This window comes from Bacillaceae bacterium S4-13-56 (genome assembly GCA_040191315.1).
Taxonomy (GTDB): Bacteria; Bacillota; Bacilli; order Bacillales; family JAWJLM01; genus JAWJLM01.
The window spans coordinates 78491-96417 of sequence record JAWJLM010000011.1 but is presented as its reverse complement, the minus strand read 5'-3'; the positions used below and the strand labels follow the sequence as shown (position 1 = coordinate 96417).

General features: G+C 36.8%; 23 protein-coding genes. 20 read left to right on the top strand and 3 right to left on the bottom strand.

The genetic code is table 11. From position 1 onward, the window contains the following. Positions 1-395 precede the first annotated feature (395 nt). Positions 396-698, bottom strand: coding sequence for a hypothetical protein (locus RZN25_05460; GenBank protein MEQ6376271.1), 303 nt, complete (start codon positions 696-698; stop codon positions 396-398). A gap of 307 nt (positions 699-1005) precedes the next feature. Here RZN25_05460 and RZN25_05455 point away from each other — a divergent pair, with 307 nt between their 5' ends. Both RZN25_05455 and RZN25_05450 read left to right on the top strand, forming a co-directional pair. Next, complete coding sequence (locus RZN25_05455; protein ID MEQ6376270.1) at positions 1006-1215, top strand: hypothetical protein; 210 nt, start codon at positions 1006-1008, stop codon at positions 1213-1215. A gap of 99 nt (positions 1216-1314) precedes the next feature. Next, a complete protein-coding gene (locus RZN25_05450; protein MEQ6376269.1) occupies positions 1315-1935 on the top strand; it encodes a YpjP family protein in 621 nt (206 codons plus the stop codon). A 294-nt stretch (positions 1936-2229) separates the two neighbouring features. Here RZN25_05450 and RZN25_05445 read toward each other — a convergent pair whose 3' ends face one another. Further along, the gene (locus tag RZN25_05445; protein MEQ6376268.1) at positions 2230-2469 is read right to left on the bottom strand and encodes an HPr family phosphocarrier protein; all 240 of its coding nucleotides are present in this window, start codon (positions 2467-2469) and stop codon (positions 2230-2232) included. A gap of 190 nt (positions 2470-2659) precedes the next feature. On the opposite strand from RZN25_05445, the gene RZN25_05440 reads away from it, so the two are divergent. Continuing rightward, positions 2660-2986 (top strand): iron-sulfur cluster biosynthesis family protein, encoded by a 327-nt coding sequence (locus RZN25_05440; GenBank protein ID MEQ6376267.1) that lies wholly within the window; start codon positions 2660-2662, stop codon positions 2984-2986. After that, a complete protein-coding gene (locus RZN25_05435; GenBank protein MEQ6376266.1) occupies positions 2977-3228 on the top strand; it encodes a YqkE family protein in 252 nt (83 codons plus the stop codon). Before RZN25_05440 ends, RZN25_05435 begins: the two co-directional genes overlap by 10 nt. A gap of 133 nt (positions 3229-3361) precedes the next feature. Here the strand turns inward: RZN25_05435 and RZN25_05430 are convergent, their stop codons facing one another. Continuing rightward, a complete protein-coding gene (locus tag RZN25_05430; protein ID MEQ6376265.1) occupies positions 3362-4282 on the bottom strand; it encodes an aldo/keto reductase in 921 nt (306 codons plus the stop codon). Positions 4283-4354: 72 nt separating this feature from the next. Between RZN25_05430 and RZN25_05425 the strand changes: the two genes are divergently transcribed. From RZN25_05425 to RZN25_05350, 16 genes are all read left to right on the top strand, one after another. Then, a complete protein-coding gene (locus RZN25_05425) occupies positions 4355-4900 on the top strand; it encodes an NUDIX hydrolase (GenBank protein MEQ6376264.1) in 546 nt (181 codons plus the stop codon). Between the two features lie 262 nt (positions 4901-5162). Beyond that, positions 5163-5801: a stage II sporulation protein M gene (spoIIM, locus tag RZN25_05420; GenBank protein ID MEQ6376263.1), complete on the top strand. Its 639-nt coding sequence runs from the start codon at positions 5163-5165 to the stop codon at positions 5799-5801. Between the two features lie 109 nt (positions 5802-5910). Further along, positions 5911-6366, top strand: coding sequence for a Fur family transcriptional regulator (locus RZN25_05415; GenBank protein ID MEQ6376262.1), 456 nt, complete (start codon positions 5911-5913; stop codon positions 6364-6366). A 176-nt stretch (positions 6367-6542) separates the two neighbouring features. Then, entirely contained in the window at positions 6543-6761 is a 219-nt protein-coding gene (locus RZN25_05410; GenBank protein MEQ6376261.1) for a YqzK family protein, read from the top strand. A gap of 6 nt (positions 6762-6767) precedes the next feature. Then, positions 6768-7643: a site-specific tyrosine recombinase XerD gene (xerD, locus tag RZN25_05405; GenBank protein MEQ6376260.1), complete on the top strand. Its 876-nt coding sequence runs from the start codon at positions 6768-6770 to the stop codon at positions 7641-7643. 136 nt (positions 7644-7779) lie between these two features. Then, positions 7780-8955 carry a phosphopentomutase gene (gene deoB / locus RZN25_05400; protein MEQ6376259.1) on the top strand — a complete coding sequence of 392 codons (1176 nt, stop codon included), beginning with the start codon at positions 7780-7782 and terminating at the stop codon, positions 8953-8955. 15 nt (positions 8956-8970) lie between these two features. After that, complete coding sequence (locus tag RZN25_05395; GenBank protein ID MEQ6376258.1) at positions 8971-9795, top strand: purine-nucleoside phosphorylase; 825 nt, start codon at positions 8971-8973, stop codon at positions 9793-9795. A 24-nt stretch (positions 9796-9819) separates the two neighbouring features. Beyond that, a complete protein-coding gene (locus tag RZN25_05390) occupies positions 9820-11124 on the top strand; it encodes a pyrimidine-nucleoside phosphorylase (GenBank protein MEQ6376257.1) in 1305 nt (434 codons plus the stop codon). Between the two features lie 196 nt (positions 11125-11320). Beyond that, entirely contained in the window at positions 11321-12496 is a 1176-nt protein-coding gene (locus RZN25_05385; GenBank protein MEQ6376256.1) for a D-alanyl-D-alanine carboxypeptidase family protein, read from the top strand. A 90-nt stretch (positions 12497-12586) separates the two neighbouring features. Beyond that, the gene (gene spoIIAA / locus RZN25_05380; protein ID MEQ6376255.1) at positions 12587-12946 is read left to right on the top strand and encodes an anti-sigma F factor antagonist; all 360 of its coding nucleotides are present in this window, start codon (positions 12587-12589) and stop codon (positions 12944-12946) included. Next, a complete protein-coding gene (spoIIAB, locus tag RZN25_05375) occupies positions 12943-13383 on the top strand; it encodes an anti-sigma F factor (protein MEQ6376254.1) in 441 nt (146 codons plus the stop codon). The genes spoIIAA and spoIIAB overlap by 4 nt, the downstream gene beginning before the upstream one ends. Before the next feature lie 11 nt (positions 13384-13394). Beyond that, the gene (gene sigF, locus RZN25_05370; protein ID MEQ6376253.1) at positions 13395-14150 is read left to right on the top strand and encodes an RNA polymerase sporulation sigma factor SigF; all 756 of its coding nucleotides are present in this window, start codon (positions 13395-13397) and stop codon (positions 14148-14150) included. Positions 14151-14739: 589 nt separating this feature from the next. Continuing rightward, positions 14740-15351 (top strand): stage V sporulation protein AA, encoded by a 612-nt coding sequence (locus RZN25_05365; protein MEQ6376252.1) that lies wholly within the window; start codon positions 14740-14742, stop codon positions 15349-15351. Then, the gene (locus RZN25_05360; GenBank protein ID MEQ6376251.1) at positions 15348-15764 is read left to right on the top strand and encodes a stage V sporulation protein AB; all 417 of its coding nucleotides are present in this window, start codon (positions 15348-15350) and stop codon (positions 15762-15764) included. Before RZN25_05365 ends, RZN25_05360 begins: the two co-directional genes overlap by 4 nt. A 40-nt stretch (positions 15765-15804) precedes the next feature. After that, positions 15805-16362 carry a stage V sporulation protein AE gene (locus RZN25_05355; GenBank protein MEQ6376250.1) on the top strand — a complete coding sequence of 186 codons (558 nt, stop codon included), beginning with the start codon at positions 15805-15807 and terminating at the stop codon, positions 16360-16362. Continuing rightward, the gene (locus RZN25_05350; protein MEQ6376249.1) at positions 16359-17825 is read left to right on the top strand and encodes a spore germination protein; all 1467 of its coding nucleotides are present in this window, start codon (positions 16359-16361) and stop codon (positions 17823-17825) included. The genes RZN25_05355 and RZN25_05350 overlap by 4 nt, the downstream gene beginning before the upstream one ends. Positions 17826-17927: the final 102 nt, after the last annotated feature.

The following is a 17927-nucleotide window of genomic DNA, read 5'->3' as shown; positions in this document are numbered from 1 at the left end:
TATATAGTGCATTTTTAATAAGAAACACCAAGGAAACGCTCCATTCTATGGATGTAGACTTATGCCACGAAGAATGGGAGCGTTTCATTGAATTGCATAACTGCGAGATTGCACAGTTAAAACAATCACAAAGCAACACATTGCGTTGGTTTATCGCATAAAACAAACCTGATTGGTCATGACAACGTCCAAAAGAAGTCGGAACGAGGAGCATATCAAGAGTCTTTCTAGGCTTGTTGAGAGTAGTGCCTTGCTATGCCGCAATACGTCCGTTAATGGTTTAGGAAAATTCAAGCCAGTACTTTGGTGGAAACTCTTTCCGAAAGGAAAGATAAGGGCATCAGAGAGAAGCTTGTTAGTATCCTAGAACCCCACTGCTTTAGCTGTGGGAGTTGTCAGGTATTTCCTTTGTTTGGAGCATCATCATAAGGCGATTCTGTTTCCTTATTTTTATCATCATGTGTAGGGTGGGCTCCTGGAAATTGTCTTGGAAGGTCTTCATGTAGATTGCGGTTTTCATAAGTGAAGTTACTGTAGAACTGTTGTTCTTCCTCCCAAGGTGTTTCCTTATTCTCAACTGGCTTATCTTTATTGATCGATGAACCAAAAGGTCCTTCTGGGAATTCTTCAGAAGTCAGGAAGTTTCGTTGAGCCTCCACATTTGAAAAGTCAGTATATTTCTTATCTTTTTCGCTCATGTAGAACACCTCACAAATATTAGACTTGAGTTTTAGTATCTCAAGCTATTTTCAAATTATGAATGTAATTTCCTTTTCTTCTTCTCTACAGCCCACAGTTTTTATCCCGTATGAACGGGCATGAAGCAAGCTCCACCAACAAGGATGAAAAATTTAATGTTTTATTTTTGTGGGAGTAATACTCCCACAAGTCTTAAGTGAAACGAAAAGAGTAGGTGGAGGATAAACTGACCGCAAATGTCCGATTGGCTCAGGACCTTTAGGTCATACTCTCAAGTGCTAACAATCAATGGGAGACAGACACTGATTGAAGTTTCTTATATGGCTTCATGCAATGAAATTCAATCTAGGAATGCTTATTTCGTCAGCCACAGTCAGTATCAGTGCATATTTTCCCACCCTTGTGATGACCATATTATTACAGGAATTGGTCCTAGCCGGAACCTACTTGTATTATCGTATTGCTCCACAATTGGATGAACCGAAAGCAGCGGCTGAATTAAAACAGGTTGGATAAGGGTTACCAATAGAAAATCAACTCTTTTTTTAAGTAGATTCATAGACTTTTCTTCCAAAAAGCTATAAAATTTAAAATAAGTATAAATGGGGAGCACAGATGATGAAACTTTGGATGAAGAAGATCTCAGTTGTTTTAATTACGATCATGACCTTAGGAATGTACGTTCCACCAACTTACTTGACTGTGAATGCTGATAACAATGATAAAGCAACCTCAAAATCCTCTAACATGGGTGAGGAAAGGTTAGATTCTGAAAGTGAACAACGGGAAATAAGTGTAAAAGGATCGGAAGAACGAGAGGTAATAGATTCCAATGAAATGCTTGTACATGCATTATCTGAACAGGCAAAGCTACAAACTATTTCTAAACTTGGCCCGCGTATTGCAAATCAAATTGAAGAAGAATTTTTGGCAGAGATTATGCCTTCAATTGAAGATGTCTTAAGCATGATTATTCAAAACATAGATGAAAAAGAATTGGTATATTACGGGATTTCTGAAGAGCCATCACAAGGATATGGGGAAAGGATATTCCATCTTTATAATTATCAAACGAATCAAGATGTTACACGATTTCATGTTCGTAGAGATTTAAGACCACAAGAGGGATATTGGTTTAATTTTCATTATCACATGAGTACCGATCATTTTGAAACGCATTATCCATTAGGAGAAATTTATTGGGATAAAAACACACCACCTAAATGGATGTCTTAAGAGAATAAAGACCCGTCATCTTAAGTGATGACGGGTTTCTTAAACTTTTATAAAGAATTAGAGCCATTTATCTCGCGTGAACGGCAGCAACCATGAAGCAGCTTCACCAACAAGGATGAAAAAATTTAATGTTTTATTTTCATGGGAGTAATACCCCCGCCTCAAGTCTTAAGTGAAACGAAAAGAGTAGGTGGGGGATAAACTGCCAGTAAATGTTCGATTGGTTCAAGGGCCTTTAGGTCATACCCGTGGGTGCTAATAATCAGTGGGGACGGCCACTGATAAAGTTTCACTTTATTGAAATAAACCAGTTTTTAAAAAGGCTTGTTGAATAGCATCAACATCTTCACCCTTTACTTCAATTTCAACTTTTTGACCAGGTTGTAAGGATAAAGCAATTACACCAAGGAGACTTTTTGCATCAATGACCCAATGGTCCTTTTTTAGAAGGATAGTACTAGTGAATTGACTAGCTTCTTGAACTAGTTGGCTAGCTGATTCTGCAAAAATAGGTTTAAGTACAGTTAATTCCATGGAAAACAACACTCCTTTTTTAAGATCTAGTTTTAGTATAATAATGAATACTTATGTTTCCTATGAAAAATTGAAATTATAGTGGAAAATCGTGCAATACGCACAAAAAAATGGAAAGTTTTTGTGCAGGTTAGGGAATGAAAGAAGGTAAAGCTTTTCTATACAATAGAACTATCGAGGAGGTACTTCTATGAAATTAAATATAACAGAAGAAGTTCAATCAGATATCAATCAGATGATCAATGGCGAAAGCCTGTGCCTCAAGCTTGTTTATGATACCGATGAATGTGGTTGTGGGGTGAACGGGGTACCTTTACTCGTGATTTCTTCAGGTGGCCTCCCACAGGAAGAGAAAGTGGAACAGCCAGAGGGTATTCCAACCTACATTTTCAAGGACCAAGCTGTGTTTTTTGATGAAGAGATGACTGTGAAAAAAAATAATCAGCATTATATGCTTACCAGTCCTAATCGGATATTGAATCCTCGTTTGCAAATCATTAGGAGGGAATGGAATTGATAAAAAAATCTGTTAAAGGTAGTCCTAAAAAAAGAGAAGAACAGCCGGTATTGAAAGATTGGCTAGATCAAGATTTAGTCAAGCAACTTCAAAATAAAAAGAAGGAACTAAAAGATGAAAAAGAAAGACAAGAAGAGGAAGAACAAAGAAGAAAATTAGAAGAAAAGAGAAAAAAGGAAGCGAATAAAAGTTTTGAAGAGCTATTAAATGACAGTAATCTAGACTGGAAAAGCTTTAAATAAGGAAGTAAAATAAAAGTTATTTTATCCATAATGGAACAAAAGAAAAAAGATGATTCCCCTTATTTAGTTTGAGGAATCATCTTTTTTTGTTGGAACGAGCTGAAGTGGGTAGGTTGGTGTCCCCTATTTATATCTACCGATGCTGTTTGTATACTATGGGTTTCGTTATTTGTTTTAACTTTTGATAGGTCAATTCATCTAAGGTTTCCGCATTTAAAAATCCTAGATTTTCTTCTAATTGGTCAACAGTACTTGCGCCAAAAACAGCTGATGTTATAGCTGGATGTTCAAGAACATATTGAAGAGCAAGTGCATTCATATTTCGAGTTGCGGTTGCATAGTCGTGAAGCTGTTCGCTCATGTTTACCAATTCATCATAGGAATAATCTAAAAATCCATCTCTCCCTTTGTCTTGAATTTTTAAACTTCCTGCTGCACTTAACATTCCTTTAGTAAGAGGTCCACGCGCAAGGACTCCAATTTCATTTTTGTTAAGAAATTCAAGCATTTCTTCCTCCGGTCTCCGGTCAAACATACTATACTGCATCATCACACTTGTAATAGATGACTTTTCAACAAATCTTTTAATGACATTAGGCCGGATAGATGAAATTCCATAGTATCTAATGTAGCCTTCTTGCTTTAATTCTTCAAAAGCCTCTATGGTTTCCTCGATAGGATCGTCGATAGTCCCCCCATGAAGTTGGTATAAATCGATATAATCGATTCCAAGGCGTTGGAGACTTTGTTTAGCCTCTTCCTTAATATATTTTTTAGATGGATCCCAAAACCAACCATCACGGCCTTCTTCCCACCGATTACCTACTTTCGTTGCTATGATTAGTTGGTCGCGTCGTCCTTTTATAGCTTTTCCTACTATTTTTTCGTTTTCTCCTTTGTCATACAAATCAGCAGTGTCTAAAAAATTAATCCCTGAATCTAGCGCTCTGTCTATAATGGCTGTTGACTTGGAAAAATCTGTGCCAAGATTCATACAACCTAAGCTTACTTCTGATAAATGTAAATCAGAATAACCTAATTTTCTTTTTCTCACTAGAATCCCCCCCCATTCATGAATTTCTCTTACCTATGGTAAACTAACTAAGATGAAAGGGGAAATGTTTCGATGAATAAATACGAAGAAAAAACATTACATACGGATAAAATCTTTGAAGGAAAAGTCATTTCACTTCAGATAGATGAAGTGGAACTTCCTGATGGAAATAGGTCAAAAAGAGAGATTGTGAAACACCCAGGTGCCGTTGCTGTCATAGCGGTCACTTCAGACAATAAAATAATCATGGTTGAACAATATCGGAAGCCGTTAGAAAGAAGTTTAATTGAAATTCCTGCTGGTAAGTTAGAGAAAGGAGAGGACCCTCTTTCATCCGCAAAAAGGGAGTTAGAGGAAGAAACGGGATTACAATCAGGTGAATGGAGTTATATTACTTCCTTTTATACTTCTCCTGGATTTGCGGATGAATTGATCCATATCTATCTTGCAAAGAATGTATTTCCTGTTGAAAACAGTAGACCGGGAGATGAAGATGAGTTTATCGATATATATTATGCCGCGCTTGATGAAGCGAAAGAATGGAAAAGGCAAGAGAAGATTCGAGATGCAAAAACAGAGTATGCTCTCATATATGCGGAGGCTAAAGGATTGATATAAATGCTGTCTACCAATGCTCCCATTGTTCCTTGCAAAAAGTGAAACTTCAATCAGTGGGGGACGGCCACTGATTGAAGTCTTATTTTATCATTCTTATATTTAAACTTGGATGTGATTATTAAGATGCGTAATGGAGAGTTAGACTTAATTGCAGGCGGTTGGGAAAAATACGGCAAAATAAATCAATCGAAGTAACAGGTCTATTTCTAGTTTGTTCTTCATAGAGTAAAACATAGAGTTTGAACAAGCTAGGAGGATGACCATGGAGCTAAAAGCGAATCCGATACAACACCATATGAGGCAATACGCTACCTTTTACTTATTTACTACTATCCTATTTTTAATGGGGATTATTTTTGGAGCAGTTTTAGTTAACAGTATGGGATTTATACAGAAACAGGATTTATCTTTTTATTTAGAGCAATTTTTTCAAGATGTTCTGAAAGAACCCGTTTTCTCAACTCATACTCTGTTCCAAATGAGTGCTATGTATAATTTGAAAACTTTGTTGCTCATTTTTATATTAGGTTTATCAATTATAGGTATGCCAGTTATTTGGTTTATTTTGTTTGTGAAGGGTCTTGTTGTCGGTTTTACAGTAGGTTTTCTAGTTAATCAGATGGGATGGCATGGATTTTTATTAGCCTCTGGATCCGTTGCTCTACAAAATGTTTTGTTAATCCCCGTATTTATTTTAGCAGCAAGCCTAGCGATGATTTTTTCATATACTCTTATGCAAAACCTCTTTGCCAAAAGACTTAAGCAGCCCCTGTTACCACCATTTATGAGATATGTAACATTGTTTGCGTTAATTGGAGGGGTTGTGGTAATTGCTGCGGGAATCGAAGCCTATTTGTCCTCGCAGGCAATGAAATCAATTGTCTCCTTAATCATTAATTAATTTAATTATTAATTGATAATAATTATATACAATAGATTAAAATAATTTTAATTTGACACTAGTTTCATGTCTGATTATAATGTAAGTGGAATGCGAGGGAGGTTATGGCATGGAACATAGAATAGATAGAATCAAGAAACAGTTACATGCGCAAAGCTACAAGTTAACACCCCAACGAGAAGCGACAGTTCGTGTACTACTTGAGAATGAAAAAGATCATTTAAGCGCAGAAGATGTTTACCTCCTCGTGAAAGAGAAGGCGCCAGAGATTGGGTTAGCAACTGTTTATCGCACATTGGAACTGTTGTCTGAATTGAAAATTGTTGACAAGATAAATTTTGGTGATGGAGTTTCCCGTTATGATCTTCGAAAAGAAGGTGCAGAGCATTTCCACCATCATTTAGTGTGTATTGAATGTGGCTCCGTTGTAGAGATTGAAGAAGACTTATTAAGTGATGTTGAAAAAATTGTGGAAAACGAGTGGGGTTTCCAGGTCAAGGACCACCGCTTAACTTTTCATGGAATCTGTAAAAAATGCCAAGTAAAAGAATTAGTAAAAGCCTAAAATACATTTAATTAAAGCCTTTTTCTAGATTGAGAAGGAGGTTTTTTCCTTTTTGTTAATGTATTTACAAAATAGGAGAAATGATATACTTTTAAGATGGAACTATTTTCTAAGTTTGGGTGTATAAACTGGACTAGTTTTGGCATATCTTTGTAGTAAAAAGGAGAGATATGCCTATGTCCAAGTGGTTGGTTTCTATCGCAGATATGTTAAAAATATTTATTTTATTTATGGTATGTACTTTAATTTTTTATATTGGTTTACAAATGATTCATAAAGAATATGAACAATTGCATCGCTATGATCAGCCGCAAGGTAAAGTTGTGAAGGTTTTCCAACCTGACGAGTCTACTTGGTTAGATCGTTTGTCAATTTTTTTTCGCTTAGGAGAGTAGAGATACATGGAGGATGCTTTGCAAGACTTTCTGCATTATCTACAGATTGAAAGAGGAGTTTCTGAAAATACACTGCAGTCGTATAAAAGGGATCTCCGTACATATTTAAACTTTTTAGAAGTAACAGATGTTCAGGAGATTAATCGCTATCATATTGTGAATTATTTGCAACACTTACATCAACAAGGAAAAGCAGCAACGACTATCGCTAGGAATTTGTCTGCAATTCGTACGTTCCACCAATTTTTACTCAGAGAGGGAAGAGTTTCACAGGATCCAAGTCACCATTTGGAAACACCTAAAAAGGCTAGAAAACTTCCTAAAGTACTGTCATTTAAAGATGTAGAAGCATTGCTAGACATTGATACACAATCTCCTTTATCCATTCGAAACAAAGCCATGCTAGAGTTAATGTATGCTACTGGATTACGAGTTACGGAGCTTGTTGAACTTACCTTTGATGATTTGCATCTTGAAATGGGGTTTGTTCGATGTATGGGAAAAGGCTCAAAGGAGAGAATTATTCCTGTTGGCAGTATGGCTAAAGAAGCGATGGATCTATACTTGCAATTAGCTCGTCCCTATCTGCTGAAAAAACAGCGGACAGATAAAGTGTTTTTAAATCATTTAGGACGCCCAATTACTAGACAAGGGTTTTGGAAAATTATTAAAGAGCTTAGCAAAGAAAAAAACATTAAAAAAGAAATCACACCCCATACCTTGCGTCATTCCTTTGCTACACATCTACTTGAAAATGGGGCTGATCTAAGGGCTGTTCAGGAAATGCTTGGACATGCAGATATTTCTACCACGCAAATATATACACACGTTACAAAAGCTAGATTAAAGGATGTTTATCAGTCCTTCCATCCGAGGGCATAAAGAGGCCAATTTGACTATTTGATAAATGGCCGATTTTTTTGATGTTTTAAGTCGTCTGACATCCTACTTCAATGATAGGATAGTGGCATAGTTTCACGTGATTACGGGAAAAAGAAAAAGAGTAGGAGGGAAATAAATGAAACCATTTAAACGTATTTTTCTAATTGTAATGGATTCAGTTGGTATTGGAGAGGCGCCTGATGCAGAGAAATTTAATGATAAGGGGGCAGATACATTAGGCCATATAGCTGAGGAAATGGGTGGTCTTCATATGCCAAATATGGGTCGACTAGGTCTAAGCCATATCCGTGAGATTAAAGGTGTTTTTAAAGATGGAGAGGCAAAGGCTCACTATACAGTCATGCAAGAAGCTTCTAACGGAAAAGACACAATGACAGGTCATTGGGAAATCATGGGCCTTCATATTGAAACACCCTTCCGTACTTTTCCAGATGGATTTCCACCTGAATTAATAGAAGAACTAGAATCAAAAACAGGGAGAAAGATTATTGGAAATAAACCCGCATCAGGAACAGCTATACTTGATGAACTCGGAGAAGAACACATGAAAACAGGCTCCCTTATTGTCTATACATCAGCTGACTCTGTTCTTCAAATTGCTGCCCATGAAGAGATCATTCCCATTGAAGAGCAATATCGAATTTGTGAAATAGCAAGAGAACTAACGCTAGATGAAAAATATATGGTTGGACGTGTGATTGCACGCCCGTTTATAGGGGAACCAGGGAATTTTGAAAGAACCTCAAACCGTCATGATTATGCATTAAAACCGTTTGACCGAACGGTTTTGAACGAATTAAAAGATCAAGACTTTGATGTAATTGCATTGGGGAAAATATCAGATATTTATGATGGAGAAGGAATTACTCAATCCATACGAACAAAGGACAATATGGATGGAATGGATCAATTGGTAAAAACTCTAGACCAAGAGTTTCGCGGAATTTCTTTCTTGAATTTAGTGGATTTTGATGCGAAATATGGTCATAGAAGGGATCCGATTGGTTATGGAAAGGCATTAGAAGAATACGATCAGAGACTACCAGAGGTTCTAGAAAAAATGAAGGATGATGACCTTCTAATCATTACCGCCGATCATGGAAATGATCCTGTACACCATGGAACAGATCACACAAGAGAATTTGTACCACTTATTGTTTACCATAAAGGAATAAACAAAGGGAAAGAATTGCCAATTCGTAAAACTTTTGCTGATATTGGTGCTACTGTTTCAGAAAATTTTGATGTAAAAAATCCAAAGCATGGAGCCAGTTTCTTATCAGAAATTTAATGAGGGGGAGTCAAGGTGGACAAAAATAATCAATCAGAGGCATCGCATTTTATTGCTCAAAAGATCAATGGAAAGAATCCTGTAATTGGCCTTATTTTAGGATCTGGATTAGGGGTTCTTGCTGATGAAATCGATGATGCTGTGACTATATCCTATGATGAAATTCCTAACTTTCCAAAATCTACGGTTGAAGGGCATAAAGGGCAGTTAGTTGTTGGTATTCTTGAAGGCAAAACAGTTATGGCTATGCAGGGAAGATTTCATTTTTATGAAGGTTATTCCATGCAACAAGTGACTTTTCCAGTACGAGTAATGAAAGAACTTGGGATTAACCATTTGCTTGTAACGAATGCCGCTGGAGGAATTAATGAGAGCTTTCAGCCAGGGGACCTAATGATAATTACCGACCATATAAACATGATGGGTACAAACCCTTTAATTGGCAAGAATGATCGTGCGATGGGTCCCCGTTTCCCTGATATGTCCCAAGCGTATAATCGAAATCTAATACAACATGCAGAAAAAGTAGCTCAAGACTTATCGTTAAAGGTGCAGAAAGGCGTTTATGTAGGTAATACGGGTCCAGTTTATGAAACAGGAGCTGAAATTAAAATGTTACGTATATTAGGTGGAGATGCCGTTGGGATGTCTACTGTTCCAGAGGTAATTGTAGCGAATCATGCAGGCATGTCCGTGTTAGGTATTTCATGTATATCCAATATGGCTGCAGGAATTTTAGACCAACCCTTAACGCATGATGAAGTTATCGATACGACTCAGAAAGTAAAAAAAGATTTTCTTTCTTTTGTCAAAGAAATTGTTGCTTCATTTCCACAATAAAACACAAGGGGAGGACATTGGCCCATGAGAATGTATGATATCATTGCCAAAAAAAGAGATGGACATCATTTAAGTAAAGAAGAAATTGATTATTTTATTGAGCATTACACAAATGGAGATATCCCTGATTACCAGGCCAGTGCTTTATGCATGGCAATCTTCTTTCAAGACATGAATGAAGAAGAACGAGTCCATTTAACGATGGCCATTGTAAATAGTGGTGACACTATTGATTTATCTGAAATCGAAGGTATAAAGGTAGATAAACATTCAACTGGAGGAGTTGGAGATACGACAACCCTCATATTAGCCCCATTGGTTGCTTCTGTTGGCGTTCCAGTTGCCAAAATGAGTGGAAGGGGTTTGGGCCATACAGGAGGGACAATAGATAAGCTCGAGTCTGTTCCAGGTTTTCATGTGGAAATTGATAAAAGTGAATTTATAAGGCTAGTAAATCAAAATCTTATTTCCGTTATAGGGCAGTCCGGGAATTTAACTCCAGCAGATAAAAAGCTGTACAGCCTAAGAGACGTTACAGCTACGGTCAATTCTATACCACTTATTGCGAGTTCTATAATGAGTAAGAAGATTGCTGCCGGTGCTGATGCTATAGTACTCGATGTGAAAACAGGAGCAGGAGCTTTCATGAAAGACAAAGAGGATGCTCGAAATTTAGCTGAAGCTATGGTCACAATTGGTAACAAAGTAGGAAGAAGAACAATGGCTATCATTTCTGATATGTCTCAACCTCTTGGACGCGCTATTGGAAATGCTCTAGAAGTTCGGGAGGCTATTGATACATTAAATGGAAATGGGCCTGAAGATTTAACTGAACTTTGTTTATCTCTTGGCAGTCAAATGGTTGTATTGGCTAAAAAGGCTGACTCCCTTGACCAAGCAAGAGAAATGCTCATCGAATCTGTGAAGAATAGGAAAGCTATAGAGAAGTTTAAAACGTTTTTATCTTCACAAGGCGGAGATCCTTCCGTGGTAGATCATCCAGAAAAACTACCACAAGCCAGCTATCAAATTGAATTTCTTGCAAAAGAAGATGGCTATATTTCATCAATGATTGCGGATGAAATTGGAACCGCAGCCATGATTTTGGGTGCTGGCCGTGCAACTAAAGACTCAATAATCGATTTGTCTGTTGGAATCTATTTGAATAAAAAGGTTGGAGATTCGGTTCAAAAGGGAGATTCAATCGCTACTATACATTCTAATCAAGAGGATGTTTTCGAAGTGTTAAAAATTTTAGATAAAAACATAGTCATTCAAAAAGAACCTGCAGAATCCCCAACATTAATTTACGACATTATTACAAAATAAAGCTGAAAATCGTGAGTCTTTAGACTCACGATTTTTTTTTGTTATCAGAATTTATAACTTTAGCTGGTTGATAGTACATGAAAAATTGGGCTATCGCCCTTAGAACTTGGCAATAAGCCTATTTTTTCTAATTTTATTGTTATAAAAAAACCTTCTTTGGTAAAAATATGTAGGTACATAGAATGGAGGGACACAAATGAAGAAATTGTCAATTTTGCTAGTAGTTTTAATGTTTTTTAGTATGACACCGCAGACAATCTTCGGAGAAGAAAGTAAAGACAGTGGTGTTGGCTTAGCGAAAAAAGCTCGATCAGCCATTTTGATAGAAAGAGATACAGGAGAAGTTTTATTTAAAAAGAATGCCGATGAGGAGCTACCTCCAGCGAGTATGACTAAGATCATGACTCTACTTTTAATCATGGAGGCGTTGGATAATGGAGCACTATCCCTGGATGAAAAAGTAAGGGCAAGTGAATACGCTGCTTCTATGGGAGGATCCCAAATATTTCTTGAAGCTGGGGAAGAAATGACAGTAGAGGATTTGTTAAAAGGAATTGCCGTTGCCTCTGGAAATGATGCTTCCGTAGCGTTAGCTGAAAAAATTGCCGGAAGCGAAGAAATGTTTGTGAAGAAAATGAATGAAAAAGCAAAAGAATTAGGATTAAAAAATACAAAGTTTCAAAATACAACAGGATTGCCTGAATCTGACCATTACTCCACGGCAAATGACATGGCAGTTATGGCAAGAGAACTCCTTAAGTATGAGAATATAACAAAATATACAGGCATTTATGAAGATTATCTTCGCAAAGACTCTGATGATCCATTTTGGTTAGTTAATACAAACAAACTTGTTCGTTTTTATGATGGTGTGGATGGCCTGAAAACAGGTTATACGAGCGAAGCAAAATATTGTTTAACTGCTACTGCTGAAAAGAATGGTATGCGAGTAATCGCTGTGGTTATGGGAGAAGAAACACCTAAAACAAGAAATGCAGAAGTATCACAAATGCTAGACTATGCATTCTCCCAGTATGAAACAAAGAAATTATTTGAGAGAAATGAAGTTGTTGATCAACTCCGCTTAACCAAAGGGGAACCAGAACAAGTGGATATTTATACGTCTGAACCTATTTCAATTTTAATTAAAAAGGGTCAAGAAATGGATGGATTTTCTACAGAAACCAAAATAGATAATAATGTCAAAGCTCCATTAAAAAGAGGCGATAAAATTGGGATGTTATTAGTTAAAGATGGGGAAGAAACCATATATAAGAGTCCTCTTGTGGTAGGGGTATCTGTAGATAAAGCTTCATTATGGTCTTTATGGAAAAGAAATCTTATGGATCAAGTGTTAAAAATAAAGCAATGAAATTGACGAATGGACACTACTTTTGTCTTTTAGCAGGAATTTTAAAAAATCAAAGCGAAACTCACATGGAACAACATTTTGAAGGAGGATATGCTTGTGAGCTTTTCGGTTGATTTTGAAAAACATCAACATGTTTTATTAGTAAGATTAAAAGGTGAATTGGATCACCACACATCAGATCAGTTTCGCACCAATTGGAAAGAAATGTTAGAAGAAAATGATATTAAACATGTTTTGTTAAATTTAGAAGGTCTTAGTTTCATGGATAGCTCTGGATTAGGAGTCATTTTAGGCCGATATAAGGAGCTAAAACAAGCAGGTGGAGAAATGGTTGTATGTTCCATTTCTCCTGCTATCAAGAGATTATTTGATATGTCAGGAATGTTTAAAATTATTCGATTTGAAGATGACGAGGTACATGCCCTTCAAAATATGGGGGTGGCGTCATGAGAAACGAAATGAATTTATCTTTCTCTGCTCTAAGTGATAATGAATCATTCGCTCGTGTTACAGTCGCTTCATTTATTACTCAACTAGATCCTACAATGGATGAACTTACCGAGATTAAAACTGTAATCTCAGAAGCAGTCACGAATGCTATTATCCATGGGTATGATGGGAACGGATTAGGTAAGGTCTATATATCTTGTGTCATTGAAGATAAAACCGTACAAATAACCATACGAGATGAAGGGAAAGGGATTGAAAACATCGATGAGGCAAGACAGCCTCTCTACACCTCGAAACCAGAACTAGAGCGTTCTGGAATGGGCTTTACGATTATGGAAAACTTTATGGACCAAATTGAAATTGAATCCTCTCCTGGACAAGGTACAGCTGTTCATTTAACTAAACACTTAACTCAAAATAAGCCGGTTTGTAATTAAGGGGAAATGATATGGATGTAGAATTGAAAAAAAGTTCAAGTCGAGAGGAACAGCTTAGTGATGAAGAGGTAAAATTCTATATCAAAGCGAGTCAGGAAGGAGATCAAACAGCTAGAGATTTGCTGGTCGAAAAAAACATACGATTGGTTTGGTCTGTTGTTCAGCGATTTTTAAATCGTGGGTATGATCCAGATGATTTATTCCAAATTGGGAGCATAGGTTTAATCAAATCCATTGATAAGTTTGATTTATCTTATGATGTTAAGTTTTCTACCTATGCCGTGCCAATGATCATAGGAGAGATACAAAGGTTTATTAGAGATGATGGGAGTATAAAAGTATCCCGTTCCTTAAAGGAAACAGGGAATAAAATCAGAAGAAAGAAGGATGAGCTTACCAAGAAGCTTGGTAGAAGTCCTACTATCCACGAATTGTCTGAAGCCTTAGAAATTCCTTCTGAAGAAATTGTACTTGCTCAAGAAGCTGCCAAATCTCCTCAATCAATTCATGAAACTGTATATGAAAATGACGGAGACCCAATTACTTTACTAGACCAAATGGCAGACCAGGATTCTAAATGGTTTGATAAGATGGCTTTAAAAGAAGCCCTCTTAAGATTGGACGAAAGAGAACGATTAATTATTTACTTACGCTATTATAAAGATCAAACCCAATCTGAAGTAGCAAACCGGCTTGGAATTTCACAAGTTCAAGTCTCGAGGCTCGAAAAGAAAATATTAGATGTCATTCGAAACGAAATGAACTAAAAAGTACACTTTCGATGAAGGTAGATAGTTAAAAAGCTAGGGATGCCCCTAGCTTTTTTTAACAGATAGGAAAGTATAAAATTTGTCTAGCTCCAGCGCCCTATCGACTAGAGTCGGTTCCCTCCTCTCCATCGATAAGTCAACATCGATGAAGGAGGTTCGGTTAAAAACGCGACATCCGATTATTCGGCCCCACCGAAAACATTTGTCGCAACACCGAACTGACCCGCAGGATGCGAGCCCTCGTGAACCGTGTTTCCTTTGGGCCTACACGATGTAGGTCACCTCGGCGTTGTCACACGATGTGACGGCTTTAGCCGCCGATCCTTAATATCGATGAGGTCCACCGCCGTACGTCGATGATCGAGGGCGCTTGCGCTTTTCTTACTACCAAAATTTCTAACTTTGGTCAGTTGATAGTACATAAAAAAATTAGGCTTTCCCCCATTAGAACTTACACTTCAGAGTATAACGGATTCTTGAAAGTGTATTTTGCTTTCAAGAATCCCTTTAACAATAAACCAAGTTTTTCTAATATGAATGAATTAAACAAAGCTTCCACATACTAACCTTATAAAGGTGGGAAGGTATGATGGATTCAATCGTTTATATACAACTAAAACCTAAAGTGCATATAAAGGAACCAAAGAATATCACTTTGTCCATGATTGCTCATATTAAGGGTCCATCTGGACTTCAAACAGCATTAAGAAACTATTCTATTTATCAATATACAGAAGAAGATGAGAATGTTGTTGTTTTGGATTCATTTTATATTCTCGATCAACTATATAAGAACTTTCCTTATTTGGAGTATCAATTTATCGGTTATAGCGAGACCATGATTTTAATGGAAAAACCGATAAAACGAACTCCTTTTCTTCTCGTTGGAGTAATTTGGCTCCTCCTTTTTGTAGGGGCTGGGATGGCAATCATAAATTTTCATTATGATGTAAGTATGCAACAGGTGCAACAAAAATTGCACTATATGATAACTGGTAAAGAGGAGAAATACCCACTGTGGATTCAAATTCCATATTCCTTTGGCCTTGGTTTGGGGATGGTATTATTTTTTAACCATGTATTTAAAAAACGGATTAATGAGGAACCTAGTCCACTAGAAATTGAAATGAATAATTACCAGTCAGACATCGACAAATACTTAATTAAACACCAGAATAAGACGGATCCCAAATCATGATTACTGTTCTTTTGGAATTTATTATAGGACTAGGTGGAGGATTAGCAGTAGGAGGAGGACTAGTCGCATTTTTAACAGTCTTGGGAGTGATTCCGAGATTAATGCAACTATCAAAAACGGGACATCTCAGCCGCTACTATCAAACAGTTGTAGTACTAGGCTCACTATTCGGAGTTTTTCTTTCTTTTGAATGGTTTAGATTTTCACTTCCAGAATGGACGTTATCCATATGGGGAATTGCCCATGGTATTTTTGTTGGAATGTTAGCTGCAGCGCTAACAGAAGTCTTAAACGTGTTCCCCATTATTACGAGAAGACTAGGTATGGAGCATAAAATGTTGCTATTCATAATGGCAATTGTAATAGGGAAAATATCCGGTTCCCTTTTTCATTGGTTATGGTTTGTGAAATAAAAGATCCAAAACCATTTTATTAGGAAAGGACCGAGCCTAAATGAAAAGAGTTATTATCATTACAGATGCAGATGAATACGCAAGAAAATCAGTTATAACGATAAGCAAGGAAATAGGTGGGTATTGTCTAGCAGATTTTGCATCAAACCCTACAGAAATTGAGCCGAATGATTTCATTCAACGAATCCTCTCAATCAATGAAGATCCTATCTATGTCTTGGTTGATGATGCTGGGATTCAGGGTATTGGTCCTGGAGAAAAAGTGATACAGGCCTTATTTGACCATCCTGACATTGTAATCATTGGGGCTTTAGCTGTGGCCTCTCACACTCGACATTCTGAGTGGACTAGAATAGATTTGGCCATCACTCAAGATGGAGAATTTGTTGGGGCTGGTGTAGACAAAGAGGGGGTCATCGAACTAGAGGGTCAAAGAATAAACGGTGACACTGTTTATATTTTAGATCAATTACCAATCCCCAATGTTATCGCTATTGGTGATATCGGTAAAATGCATGGGAAAGATGATGTAAAAAAAGGATCCCCAATTACAAAAAAAGCCTTGAAATTTATTTTAGAGAGGGAGGGAATTACTTGAAAACAGATAAAAAAACCCCCATTTCTCCGAAAATCAAACAAGTTGATGAATTTATGAGGGATCACATTGGGGTAGGGGTATCCTTTGATGTTGGTTTTCGTAAACTAACCATCTTAAAAAAAGAGATCCATATTTATTACTTAACAGGACTTTGTGAGAGTGCTTTTATTATTGAAATACTAGAAACTCTACTTTCCTTAAACAATAAAGAAACTCCTGGTAAAAATACGAAAGAAATTATAGAAAATCGTTTAGTGCATCAACAGGTAACAAGTGTAGAGACAATAGATGAAGTCGTTGACCAATTACTGGCAGGGTTGATAGTTGTGTTTATTGACGGGGAAAAAGAGGCATTTGTTGTTGATGTTAGAAGTTATCCTGGAAGATCTCCGCAAGAGCCTGATACTGAAAAAGTTATTCGTGGATCGAGAGACGGATATACAGAGAATATTATTCAGAATACAGCTTTAACGAGAAGAAGAATTAGAGATGAAAGATTAAGAAACGAAATTCTACGTGTAGGAGAACGTTCAAAAACGGATATTTGTATTTCATATTTACAAGATGTTGCTGATCCTGGTCTTGTAAAATTAATTAAATCAGAGTTAGAAGCAATAGAGATTGATGGAATTACCATGGCAGAAAAAACAGTAGAAGAGTTCATGGTAAAACAAGGTTACAACCCATTTCCTTTAGTTAGATATACAGAAAGGCCCGATGTGGCTGCAACACATATTTTAGAGGGACATGTCTTAGTTATGGTGGATACTTCGCCTAGTATGATCATTACTCCAACAACTTTTTTTCACCATGTACAGCATGCTGAAGAATATCGTCAATCCCCAACTGTTGGAACATTCGTCAAATGGATTCGTTTTATGGGAATTTTCGCTTCCTTATTTCTGTTACCACTTTGGCTTATCTTTGTACAAGACCCTTCATTGTTACCAGAGGAGATAAGTTTTATTGGACCAAATGAAGAAAGCAATATACCAGTCGTTTTACAGCTAATCATAGCGGATATAGGGATTGAGTTCTTAAGAATTGCAGCCATTCATACACCTACCTCACTCTCAACTGCTATGGGGTTAATAGCAGCAGTATTGATTGGACAAATTGCTATTGATGTGGGCCTATTTGTTCCTGAGGTTATCTTATACGTTTCTATTAGTGCAATTGGGTCCTTTTCTACCCCAAGTTATGAATTGGGAGTAGCTAATAAAATCGCAAGAGTAGCCTTGTTAATAATCACTGCTATTTTTGGTGTTAATGGTTTCTTAATTGGTACCACGTTACTGTTGCTCTTTTTGGCTCATACTCGCTCATTTAATACCCCTTATCTATGGCCATTTTTGCCTTTTGATTTAAAATCTCTTCTAAATATCCTGATCCGTGTATCAGTGCCAGCATCTAAAGAAAGGCCAAGAATTGTTCATCCGCAAAATAATTATAGGCAACCATAAAGCTACTCGGCTAACCCGTGTAGCTTTTTCTAATTTCCCTTTTTTTATTCAGGACTTAAATTTTTCCCTTTATTAAAGTATAATGACTTTATATCTTTTACT

Excerpts from the sequence above, each read along its gene's own strand:
- RZN25_05360 (MEQ6376251.1), top strand. The coding sequence starts at position 15,348 with ATGATTACTGTTCTTTTGGAATTTATTATAGGACTAGGTGGAGGATTA.
- RZN25_05415 (MEQ6376262.1), top strand. The coding sequence starts at position 5,911 with ATGGAACATAGAATAGATAGAATCAAGAAACAGTTACATGCGCAAAGC.
- RZN25_05435 (MEQ6376266.1), top strand. The coding sequence starts at position 2,977 with ATGGAATTGATAAAAAAATCTGTTAAAGGTAGTCCTAAAAAAAGAGAA.
- spoIIM (MEQ6376263.1), top strand. The coding sequence starts at position 5,163 with ATGGAGCTAAAAGCGAATCCGATACAACACCATATGAGGCAATACGCT.
- RZN25_05355 (MEQ6376250.1), top strand. The coding sequence starts at position 15,805 with ATGAAAAGAGTTATTATCATTACAGATGCAGATGAATACGCAAGAAAA.
- xerD (MEQ6376260.1), top strand. The coding sequence starts at position 6,768 with ATGGAGGATGCTTTGCAAGACTTTCTGCATTATCTACAGATTGAAAGA.
- spoIIAA (MEQ6376255.1), top strand. The coding sequence starts at position 12,587 with ATGCTTGTGAGCTTTTCGGTTGATTTTGAAAAACATCAACATGTTTTA.
- deoB (MEQ6376259.1), top strand. The coding sequence starts at position 7,780 with ATGAAACCATTTAAACGTATTTTTCTAATTGTAATGGATTCAGTTGGT.
- RZN25_05410 (MEQ6376261.1), top strand. The coding sequence starts at position 6,543 with ATGTCCAAGTGGTTGGTTTCTATCGCAGATATGTTAAAAATATTTATT.
- sigF (MEQ6376253.1), top strand. The coding sequence starts at position 13,395 with ATGGATGTAGAATTGAAAAAAAGTTCAAGTCGAGAGGAACAGCTTAGT.
- RZN25_05460 (MEQ6376271.1), bottom strand. The coding sequence starts at position 698 with ATGAGCGAAAAAGATAAGAAATATACTGACTTTTCAAATGTGGAGGCT.
- spoIIAB (MEQ6376254.1), top strand. The coding sequence starts at position 12,943 with ATGAGAAACGAAATGAATTTATCTTTCTCTGCTCTAAGTGATAATGAA.
- RZN25_05440 (MEQ6376267.1), top strand. The coding sequence starts at position 2,660 with ATGAAATTAAATATAACAGAAGAAGTTCAATCAGATATCAATCAGATG.
- RZN25_05425 (MEQ6376264.1), top strand. The coding sequence starts at position 4,355 with ATGAATAAATACGAAGAAAAAACATTACATACGGATAAAATCTTTGAA.
- RZN25_05365 (MEQ6376252.1), top strand. The coding sequence starts at position 14,740 with ATGATGGATTCAATCGTTTATATACAACTAAAACCTAAAGTGCATATA.
- RZN25_05450 (MEQ6376269.1), top strand. The coding sequence starts at position 1,315 with ATGATGAAACTTTGGATGAAGAAGATCTCAGTTGTTTTAATTACGATC.
- RZN25_05445 (MEQ6376268.1), bottom strand. The coding sequence starts at position 2,469 with ATGGAATTAACTGTACTTAAACCTATTTTTGCAGAATCAGCTAGCCAA.
- RZN25_05390 (MEQ6376257.1), top strand. The coding sequence starts at position 9,820 with ATGAGAATGTATGATATCATTGCCAAAAAAAGAGATGGACATCATTTA.
- RZN25_05385 (MEQ6376256.1), top strand. The coding sequence starts at position 11,321 with ATGAAGAAATTGTCAATTTTGCTAGTAGTTTTAATGTTTTTTAGTATG.